Annotated in this window: 9 protein-coding genes; all 9 read right to left on the bottom strand. The window is 66.2% G+C overall.

The window, feature by feature from the left end; all coding sequences use genetic code 11:
* Positions 1 to 229: PilZ domain-containing protein (locus tag ASE78_RS06745; protein WP_162236473.1), on the bottom strand; the 229-nt coding region annotated here is incomplete at its 3' end.
* Positions 230 to 313: 84 nt separating this feature from the next.
* Entirely contained in the window at positions 314 to 547 is a 234-nt protein-coding gene (rpmE, locus tag ASE78_RS06740) for a 50S ribosomal protein L31 (protein WP_055756321.1), read from the bottom strand.
* Positions 548 to 645: 98 nt separating this feature from the next.
* Positions 646 to 1,116 carry a 3-hydroxyacyl-ACP dehydratase FabZ gene (gene fabZ, locus ASE78_RS06735; protein ID WP_414886797.1) on the bottom strand — a complete coding sequence of 157 codons (471 nt, stop codon included), beginning with the start codon at positions 1,114 to 1,116 and terminating at the stop codon, positions 646 to 648.
* Between the two features lie 2 nt (positions 1,117 to 1,118).
* On the bottom strand, positions 1,119 to 1,733 hold the full coding sequence (locus tag ASE78_RS06730) for an OmpH family outer membrane protein (RefSeq protein WP_055756323.1): 615 nt from the start codon (positions 1,731 to 1,733) through the stop codon (positions 1,119 to 1,121).
* The gene (gene bamA, locus ASE78_RS06725; protein ID WP_055757296.1) at positions 1,733 to 4,495 is read right to left on the bottom strand and encodes an outer membrane protein assembly factor BamA; all 2,763 of its coding nucleotides are present in this window, start codon (positions 4,493 to 4,495) and stop codon (positions 1,733 to 1,735) included. Before bamA ends, ASE78_RS06730 begins: the two co-directional genes overlap by 1 nt.
* Positions 4,496 to 4,556: 61 nt before the next feature.
* Complete coding sequence (locus ASE78_RS06720) at positions 4,557 to 5,690, bottom strand: M50 family metallopeptidase (protein WP_200911005.1); 1,134 nt, start codon at positions 5,688 to 5,690, stop codon at positions 4,557 to 4,559.
* Entirely contained in the window at positions 5,687 to 6,844 is a 1,158-nt protein-coding gene (locus ASE78_RS06715; RefSeq protein WP_056494771.1) for a 1-deoxy-D-xylulose-5-phosphate reductoisomerase, read from the bottom strand. The genes ASE78_RS06720 and ASE78_RS06715 overlap by 4 nt, the downstream gene beginning before the upstream one ends.
* Positions 6,841 to 7,635 carry a phosphatidate cytidylyltransferase gene (locus ASE78_RS06710; RefSeq protein WP_056494769.1) on the bottom strand — a complete coding sequence of 265 codons (795 nt, stop codon included), beginning with the start codon at positions 7,633 to 7,635 and terminating at the stop codon, positions 6,841 to 6,843. The genes ASE78_RS06715 and ASE78_RS06710 overlap by 4 nt, the downstream gene beginning before the upstream one ends.
* Positions 7,632 to 7,797 (bottom strand): undecaprenyl diphosphate synthase family protein (locus tag ASE78_RS19225; protein ID WP_200911004.1); only part of this gene is annotated, 166 nt, incomplete at its 5' end. The genes ASE78_RS06710 and ASE78_RS19225, both read right to left, overlap by 4 nt.

Here is a 7,797-nt window from a genome sequence, read left to right as displayed (position 1 = left end):
CCCGCACCGCACGCGGTGCGGCCAGCCCCGGCAGCGTCAGCCACAGCGTGGCACCCTTGGCCAGCGCCGAATAGGTTTGCAGGCGAACGCCATGGATCGAGATGTCGACGACCTTGCACAAGGTCCGGTCGAGGCCGCCGCGCCCCAGCTTGGCATCCAGCGACACCGGCGCGCGCGGGCTGCGACGGCGTCCGTCGAGCTGGGCCGGTTCATATTCGGCAGCGAACATGCTTCCCATTCCTCCTAGGGAACGGAGCCTAACGCGCCGTGGTAAACAAACCCTTGTCCACCACGGCGCGTCAATACGAGTATATTATTTCTTGGTGCCGAGCGACAGGCCACCGAAGCGCTTGTTGAAGCGAGCCACCTGGCCGCCCGCATCCAGCATCTGGCCGCGACCACCGGTCCACGCCGGGTGCGCCAGCGGATCGATGTCGAGCGTCATCAGATCGCCTTCCTTGCCCCACGTCGAGCGCGTCTCGAACACGGTCCCGTCGGTCATTTGCACCTTGATGGTGTGATACTCGGGGTGGGTATCTTTCTTCATGCGCTTGTCTCCGAAAATGGCTGGTTCCGACCAGCCCTGTAAGCGAAGGCGCGCCCGTACACGGACGCGCCTTCCTTGGCAACCATCGCTGCTGTATCTCAGGCCTTGGGCGGGTCGGCGATCATCGCGGTGAACTCGCATTCGGCGGCAAGCTCGCCATCGATGCGCGCCTTGCCGGCGAACTTGCACACCCGCGCGCGCTTCTGGAGGAACTCGGCCTCCAGCGTCAGCAGCACGCCCGGCTCCACCGGCTTGCGGAACTTCACGCCATCGATCGACATGAAATACACCAGCTTGCCAGAGCCAGCGAGGCCGAGGCTCTCGACCGCGAGGATGCCGGCGGCCTGCGCCAGCGCCTCGACGATCAGTACGCCCGGCATGATCGGCCGTCCGGGGAAATGGCCCTGGAAAAAGCCTTCGTTGATCGTCACCGCCTTGATCGCCTTGATCGACCGGTCGGGGATCAACTCCGCCACCCGGTCGACCAGCAGCATGGGGTAGCGATGCGGGATCGCCGCCATCACCCGGGTGATGTCGAACGGTCCGATCGACGTCGCTTCCCCCTCCACGATCAGCGGCCCGTCGGGGCCGGACGGGTGCCGGCGGCAGGTGCCGGGGCGGCCGGGGCGGCCTGTGCCGGCGCGGTCACGCTGACGCTCGGCAGCGCGGCGTTGAGCGCGGTCAGCACCGCATCGGTGATCTCGACGGCGGGCGCATTGTAGAAGGTGCTGCCCTTCGACACGGCGAGAGTCGCGCCACGCTGCTGCGCGACGGTCTGGATCACCTGCACCAGCCGCTGGCCGATCTGCTGCTGCACATATTGCGCGTTGCGCTGAAGCTGCTGCTCCTGCGGCTGAAGCTGTTGCTGGATCTGCTGCTGCTTCTGCTGGAAGGTACGGATGCGACCCTGCAGCGCGGCGTCCGGGTTGCCGTTGGCGGCCTGCACGGCGGTACGCAGCGCGGCTTCCTCGGTCTGGAGCGGGCCGACCGCGTTACGCGCCTGCGTCTCGAGCTGGGTCTGCTGCGCCTGCAACTGCGTGTTGGCGGCGCGGCAGGCGGTGCAGTCGCGCAGGATGCGGTCCGAATCGACGACCGCGATCTTGGCATCGGGCAGCGCCTGCGCGAATGCCGGGGCGGCGGCGGTGAGGGCGAGAGCGGCGACCGCCGCGTGGGTGAGCGTACGCATCAGAATTGGGTTCCTACGTTGAAGGTGATGAGTTTCTTGTCGTCGCCGGGCTGGCTGAGCAGCGCCTTCGCCACGTCGATGCGCAGCGGCCCGAACGGCGAATTCCAGTTCACGCCGATGCCGACCGACAGGCGCGGACGCGCCGAATCGCCGAGGAAGCGTTCGAGGAACGGCGTGGTGGTCGATGTGGCGATCGTGTTCGTCTCGCCGCCGACGCAGGTGCCGCCGACCGTCGAGGAGAAGCCGGTGACGCACGTCGTCTGACGGAACGCCGTCGAACCCGTCGCGTCGGTGAACTGGTTGTTGTAGATCTGCAGGCCATCGGTCGTCTTGCTGAGCGTCGTCGACGGCAGCAGCGAGGGCGACCCGTCGGCGTTGGTGCGCAGCGATCCGTCGGCGTTGGTCGCCTGCTGGAATGCGATGGTCGGCAGCGGGCGGGTCACGCCGAACAGCGCGCCGGCCTGAATGAAGATCGACGGCCTGAGGCCCAGCTCGGCGATGCCCGACCCCAGCGGCGGTTCGAGTTCGATCTTGCCGAGATAATAGCCCTTGCCGCCCAGCGGATCGTCGATGACCTGCTGGCGATCGGTGACGAGCGTCTGGTCGCCGCCGGCGACCGACCCGGTATATTGCAGCCGCTGGACACGCGGACCGACGCCGCGAATGTCGAAACCGCGAAACTGCGGTTCGCCGAGATAGAAACGGTCGACGATCCGTACCGCGTCGATCCCCTCGCCCGAACTCTTCTGCAACGCATGGATATAGCCGCCCTCGACCCCCGCCGAGAGGATGAAGCCGCCCACGTTCCAGTATTTGTCGAAGTCGCCGCGCACGCGGGCATAGCGCACGTCGCCGCCGAGCCCCGCGAAATCGAGCCCCGTCACCAGCCGCTGGCCGCGCGACGGGCGGATGCGGTTGTTGAGGTTGTCGAAGATCAGGTTGAGGCCGACCATGCTGGTCAGCCGGTTGCCGATCGCCTCGCACAGATAGCGCCCGGCCTTGGTCGGATCGCACTCGCCGTTGGTGTAGAAGGTGTTCTCGTCCAGCCCGACATTGTCCTGGCTGAGCTGATACCGGCCCGACAGCGTCCAGAATTCGGTGAGCGGCACGCTCGCGACGATCTGCCCGCCGGTCGAGGTGTTGGTATAGGTCGTGTTGCGGTCCGACCCGAGATAGTTGAACGAGTTGAAGTCGCGCCGGAACAACGTACCGCCGAGCGCGATGTTCTTGTCGAACAGATAGGGTTCGGTGAAGCCCAGTTCGACCGACTTCTGGTAGGTCGAATAATTGACGCTGGCCTGAAGATCCTGCCCCTTGCCGCGAAAGTTGCGTTGGCGGATCGATGCCTGAATGATGAAGCGTTCGAGGCTGGAGAAACCGGCCGACAGCGTCAGCTCGCCGGTCGATTTTTCTTCTACGTTCGCCGCCAGCACGATGCGGTCGGGCGCCGAGCCTTCCTTGCGCTCGATCTCGAACTTGTCCTGGAAATAACCGAGCGAGTTGATCCGGTCCTGCGATCGCTTGATGAGGAAGGCGTTGAACGCATCGCCCTCGGCCACGCGGAACTCGCGGCGGATGACACGGTCCTGCGTCTGCGTATTGCCGGTGATGTCGATCTTCTCGACATAGGTCCGGTTCGCTTCGGCGAGGAAGAACTCGATGCCCATGACGTGGTTTTCACGATCGGGCTTGAATTCAGGCCGCACGTCGGTGAACGCATAGCCGAACAGGCCGGCATATTCGCTCAACTGGTCGACGGTGTCCTCGACCTGCTTGGCGTTGTACCAGTCGCCCTTCTTCATCGGCAGCGTCTTGGTCAGCGTCGCATTGTCGAAATCGCGGATCGCGCTCTCGACGCTCACGTCGCCGAATTTATAGCGCTGCCCTTCCTCCACCACATAGGTGATGATGAAGTCTTCCTTGTCCGGCGTCAGCTCGGCTACCGCCGAAATGACGCGGAAGTCGGCATAGCCGTTGGTCAGGTAGAACTGGCGCAGCTTCTGCTGGTCGTACGCCAGCCGGTCCTGGTCATAGCTGGTGTTCGAGCTGAAGATGCGCCACGGCCGCGACTCCTTGGTCGCCATCTCGCTGCGCAGCGCGCTGTCGCCGAACACCTCGTTGCCGAGGATGTTGATCTGGCGGACCTTGGACTTGGCCCCTTCCGAAATCTCGAAGATCACGTCGACGCGGTTCTGGTCGAGCATGACCATTTTCGGCTGCACGTTGGCGGCGAAGCGGCCCTGCCGGCGATACAGCTCGACGATCCGGGCGACGTCGGCGCGGACGGCGGTGCGCGTGAAGATCTGCCGCGGGGCGAGCTTGATCTCCTTGGTGATCTTGTCGTCCTTCAGCCGCTTGTTGCCTTCCAGCACCACGCGGTTGATGATCGGATTCTCGCGCACCCGGACGATGACGTCGCCGGTTTCGGCACCTTCGATCGCGACGTCAGCCAGCAGGTCGGACGCATACAGGTCCTTGATCGCCTGATCGAGCGTCTCGGCGGTATAGGCCGCGCCGACGCGCAGCTTGGTGTACGACAGCACCGTGTCGGGCTCGATCCGCTGCGAACCCTCGACGCGGAGCGACCGGATGGTGCGGACCGGCGCGGGGGCGACTGCCGGAGCGGCCGGTGCGGGCGCGGCGACCGGCGGGGCCGGCACCGGCTGGCGCGCTTGGGCGAACGCCGCGGTGCTCGACAGCATCGTGCCGGCCAGCAGCGCGATACCGCCCGCGCCATGAATAGAAAACTTGCTTGCGCTCACCAAACCCACCCCAACCGGAGGAACTTTCCTACAGGACGCATCGCGCCCTGCCCTATGCGGGTCAACCGATCAAGCCGGCCAACCCACGCCACACGCCGAACGCCCCCAGATCGTTCATCGTCACGAACACCATCAATGCCAGCAGCAGCGCCAATCCGCCGCGAAACGCCCATTCCATCGTTTGCGGGCGCACCGGGCCACGTTTCACGCCCTCGATCGCATAGAACATCAAATGTCCGCCATCCAGCATCGGAACTGGCAACAGGTTGATGAATCCCAGATTAATCGACACGAAGGCGATGAAGGTAATCAGCGCTGGCAGCCCCAGCGACAATTGCTCGCCCGATGCCTTGGCGATGCGCAGCGGCCCGCCCATCTCGCTCGCCGGAATCCTGCCGGTCACGATCCGTACCAGCCCGTCGACGGTGCTGCGCAGGATGTTGCCGGTCATCACCACGCCTTCGACCGGTGCCTGCCACAAGGGCACTGGCGCGAAGACCGGTTGTGGCGGCCCGATTCCCAATCGACCGATGCGGTGGATATTGCCGAACCGGTCGCGTTCGGTGACGGCGCCGATCGTCGCGTCGGTGCTGCGCGCGATGCCGCCGCGTTCATAGTCGATACGGACCGGCTCGTTCGCGCGGATCAGCGTGAAGAGCAGCATATCGCGATAGGTATCGACCGACCGACCGCCGAGCGCGATGACGGTATCGCCCGGCAACAATCCGGCGCGCTCGGCCGGGCTGCCGGCGACGATCGATCCGACCTGCGCCGGGGTCCGATCGATACCGTAGGTCGCGGCGAGGCCGCCGAGGATCGCCACCGCCAGCACGAAATTGATCGCAGGGCCAGCGGCGACGATGATCGCGCGCTGCCACAGCGGCTTGGCCTGAAACGTCCGCGCCCGTTCTTTCGCCGGCAATTGCAGCCATGCCGCATCGGGCTGCGACGCCGGGTTCATGTCGCCGGCGAAGCGGACATAGCCGCCAAGCGGCAGCCAGCCGAATTTCCAGCGCGTCCCGCGCCGGTCGGTGAACCCCGCGACCTCATGACCGAAGCCGATCGAGAACGCCTCCACCCCGACGCCGAACCAGCGCCCGGCGAGATAATGGCCAAGCTCATGCACGAAGACGAGCGGACCCAGCACCAGCAGAAACGCGAGGACCGTCATCAGCATGCCCGGAGAGTCGATCAAGCCGCGTAATCCTTTACCCGCTCCCGCGCCAGCGCACGCGCCTCGGCATCGATCGCGAACACCGCATCGAGCGTCGACGGACCCGGCGGGTCGAAGCGGTCAAGGACATCGCCGACGATTGCGGCAATTTCGAGGAAGCCGATCCGCCGGTCGAGAAACGCGGCGACCGCGATTTCATTGGCGGCGTTGAGGATCGCCGGCCGCCCGCCACCCGCCGCCAGCGCGGCCCGCGCCAGCGCCAGCGCCGGAAACCGCTCCATATCGGGCGCTTCGAAATCCAGCCGGCCGATCGTCGCCAGATCGAGCGGGGTACAGGGCGTCACCATCCGGTCGGGCCATGCCAGCGCGTGTGCGATCGGCACACGCATGTCGGGCGATCCGAGCTGCGCCAGCGTCGACCCGTCGACATAATCGACCATCGAATGGATCACCGACTGGCGGTGGACCAGCACGTCGAGCTGCTCGACCGATACCGGAAAGAGGTGGAACGCCTCGACCAGTTCCAGCCCCTTGTTCATCATCGTCGCCGAATCGACCGAGATCTTGGCGCCCATCGACCAGTTGGGATGCGCCACCGCCTGTTCGGGGGTGATGCCGCGCATCTCCGCCAGCGATCGTTCGCGAAACGGGCCGCCGCTGGCGGTCAGGACGATGCGGCGGATCCGCTCGGGCGGACAATCGTCGAGGCACTGGAAGATCGCGTTATGCTCGCTGTCGACCGGCAACAGCTTCGTGCCGGCCTGACGCGCCGCCGCCATCATGACCTCGCCCGCCGATACCAGCGCTTCCTTGTTGGCCAGCGCCACCGCGCCGCCGCGTGCCAGCGCGGCCATCACTGGCTCCAGCCCGGCGGTGCCGACGATCGCCGCCATCGTCCAGTCAACCGGCCGTGCCGCCGCTTCCGCCACGGCACGTGCCCCGCCCGCCGTCTCGATTCCGCTACCGTCCAACGCATCGCGCAAGGCAGGCAGGCAGCCCTCGTCGCCGACCACCGCCAGTCGCGCGCCGACCCGCCGTGCGGCGGCGGCCAGCTTCGCCACGTCGCGGTGCGCGGTCAGCGCTTCGATCGCATAGTCGTCCGGGTTGCGTTCGATCAGGTCGAGCGTGGAGGTGCCGACCGATCCGGTCGCACCCAAAATCGTAACGCGCTTCATACCAACCGACCTGCCAACAACACCATCAACGCCGCGGCCGGCGCCACCGGGACCAGCCCGTCGAGCCGGTCCATCACCCCGCCATGCCCCGGCAGGACGTTGCCCGAATCCTTGACCCCAGCCTTCCGCTTGAGCTGGCTTTCATACAGGTCGCCCATCTGCGCCAGCACCGCCAGCAGCGGCGTGGCCGCCACAAGATGGAACGGCAGACCGACCTCATAGAGCACGCTCGCGAACACGCTGGCCGCGATCACCCCGCCGATCAGGCCCGCCCATGTCTTGTTCGGGCTGATCGTCGGCGCAAGCTTGGGTCCGCCGATCGACCGTCCGGCGAAATAGGCACCGATGTCGCATGCCCACACCAGCGCCATCGCCCAGAATGCCAGCAGCAGCCCGTCGGGCCGGTCGCGCAGCAGCACGATCGCGAGCGCGGGCAATCCGCAATAGACGATGCCGCGCGCCAGACCGGGCTGGCGCGTGACGATGACGATGAAGAACGCCGCCCCGGCGATCAGCCCCAGCGTGAGGAACCCCGCCCCCGCCGCCAGCGGCGACAGGATCGCCAGCGGCACCATCAACGCATATTGCGCCAGCCGCTTGTGTTGGCGCGACACGCGGTACAGGTCGGCCCATTCCGCCATCATGAACAGGCTGCCGATCGCGACCAGCAGCCAGAAGGCGAATTGCCCGAACCACAATGCCAGCGCGGCGACGCCGATCATGCCGATACTCGCCACCGTACGGACGGCAAGGTCCGACTTGCGGCGTTTGACGGGGTCCTGTTCGCTCACAGGCCCCCGAAGCGCCGCTGCCGCTGGCCATAGGCGGCGATGGCATCGGCAAGCGCCTCGCCATCGAAATCGGGCCACAGCGTATCGACGAACAGCAGTTCGGAATAGGCCGCCTGCCACAGCAGGAAGTTCGACAGCCGCTGTTCGCCCGAGGTACGGATC

Source organism: Sphingomonas sp. Leaf25, assembly GCF_001421635.1.
GTDB lineage: Bacteria > Pseudomonadota > Alphaproteobacteria > Sphingomonadales > Sphingomonadaceae > Sphingomonas.
This window is presented reverse-complemented; position numbering and strand designations above follow the sequence as displayed.